Below are 2,039 nucleotides of genomic sequence, written 5' to 3' on the forward strand. Positions count from 1 at the left end.
ACCCGCGGCATCGTCATAGGGCTACTCCTAGGATTATCCCTAGGACTTCCGACGTTCGCCCTCAGCCCGCAAGGCGGCCTTCACCGGAGGGGTACTTTTCGACGCGATGCTGGCGGCAAGCTTTTGCGCGATGAGAAAGGCCTTCTGGTGCCCCTCATTCCGGCAACGGATGTGGCCACTCGAGGCAAGTCCACGCCGGAAGAGCGTGCCGAAGGACGAGAACGGGCGAGACAGAAGCGTGAAGCGGAGGAAAAGGCCATAGGCAAGATGCGACGCAAGTTTGAAAGGCGCCAAGCTATCGGCGATCCGGATTGCAAACCAAGTGAGCGAGAAGACTTCCCGCTTCTTGACGTGTTGCGTCGCGAGCGCCGGCATGACCTGATTGAAGCAGCTTTGCAATACCGTCAGCTTGTTGCCCTATGCGAAGCGGAGCCGCTGAAGGGGCAGTCGTACAACAAGTCCAGCGGCCTGGAAGTCGTTTACCGAAACACGCTCCGTGATGGAGTTGCTGAAGTGGATGCTGCGGCCGCCAAGGGCTTTAAAGGCACCCGCGTACCAGGCGGCGAGATCGAGTATCGCAGTGAAGTCAAGCGAAGTAAGAAACCGTATCCCCAACCTGCCAAACGGATACTGCCCGCTGCCGCGGCTAAGGATGGAGATCCGGTTATTGGGCGGACCCGCAGCTTACATGTCGAGATCAACGAGCACACAATCGCGGATTACATCGACAAGAGGCCGCGGCTTAATCGCATTCGTATCGCACTGGGCGGTCTCTTGGAGCCGTTCGAAGACGCAGTCCTCGGCGGGCAGACGCTTAGTTGGATAGGCGAACAAGAGGGCTATTCGGGGTCAACCGCAACAGCGGTGGGCAAAGGTCTGGTGATGCGCGGACTTGCTATCGTTCATGGCTTCCTTGGTCGACCAAAGATCAAATCGGCAAACGATAACTTCCTGATTATAAGAAAGAAATCCGCCTGAATACGGGCCGATACGGACGAAGTTGGCTAAGGTGGGAGGGCTGCTGCGAGGCAGCCCTTCTACGTTTTATGCTCCTTCTTTCGCGCTGCGGTTCTTCTGGTTACGCAGCACGAACATCTGTTGCGACTTGCTCCTCAGTCGCGGCAGGCAGTGGGGTCGGTTAGTCGGAAAAACGACCTGTCGGCGAGCATTGGGGCGGCTTCGGCCGCCCCGCCTTTTTTCGCCAAGAGTTTTGCGCGCTCGCGCGCGGGGCCGACCGCGGATGAACCGGCGGCCCACCTCATCCCCGACGCAGCGGTCGGGTTGATCGCGCGCCCGCCGCCGAAATGCGTTCACGGCGGGTGCTGCGGTCTTTTTTTTACTCACTCGCTTTCCGCCTTACGGAGACAAAAATGAAACTTACACGAGCCGCCGAAATGCGGCCTGCTTCGTTCGATGAAGCCCAAAATACAGTTGAAGTCGTTTGGACGACTGGTGCTGCGGTGAGGCGCTATGACTGGCGCTCTGGTCGTTACTACCAGGAAATTCTGGAAGTTTCGCCGAAGGCTGTTCGCCTTGATCACCTCAACGCCGGCGCGCCCCTGCTGGACACCCACGATGATTCAGCACTTGCGCAGGTGGTTGGCGCCGTCGTCCCTGGCTCTGCAAAAATTGCCGACGGCGTCGGTATTGCGCGGGTCAAACTCTCAAGCGCAGCCGCTGATGCAGACATCGTTTCCAAGATCCGAGACGGCATCATTCGAAACGTCTCTGTCGGCTACACCATCCACAAGGTCATCAAGACCGACTCCGATGGCGACGGCGCTGATGATGAATGGCGTGTCGTCGATTGGGAGCCGCTTGAGCTTTCGGCAGTGCCGGTCCCAGCGGATGCTGGGGCGCAATTCCGCTCGATCGGACAGGACGACAGTCCGGCGGCGGCACGAGCACGCATGATGGCGCGGCAAAACGAAGTCGGCATATCCACGAGATGGCGAAGAGCCACTCCGGAGGAGGTGTACCAGATGGGTAGGTCTCCCGCTGATGATGTGCCGGGGCGTGGTGTAGCAGGATAGCGGCGG

Annotated in this window: 2 protein-coding genes; both read left to right on the forward strand. The window is 59.2% G+C overall.

The genetic code is table 11. The features are described from left to right. The coding region (locus L610_RS19415) for a hypothetical protein (protein ID WP_210246028.1) at positions 1–978 on the forward strand (978 nt) is incomplete at its 5' end. Between the two features lie 392 nt (positions 979–1,370). Then, positions 1,371–2,033: an HK97 family phage prohead protease gene (locus tag L610_RS19420; protein ID WP_144706994.1), complete on the forward strand. Its 663-nt coding sequence runs from the start codon at positions 1,371–1,373 to the stop codon at positions 2,031–2,033. Positions 2,034–2,039 lie beyond the last annotated feature (6 nt).

It is taken from the genome of Aminobacter sp. J44 (assembly GCF_007829415.1).
GTDB lineage: Bacteria > Pseudomonadota > Alphaproteobacteria > Rhizobiales > Rhizobiaceae > Aerobium.

Excerpts from the sequence above, each read along its gene's own strand:
- L610_RS19420 (WP_144706994.1), top strand. The coding sequence starts at position 1,371 with ATGAAACTTACACGAGCCGCCGAAATGCGGCCTGCTTCGTTCGATGAA.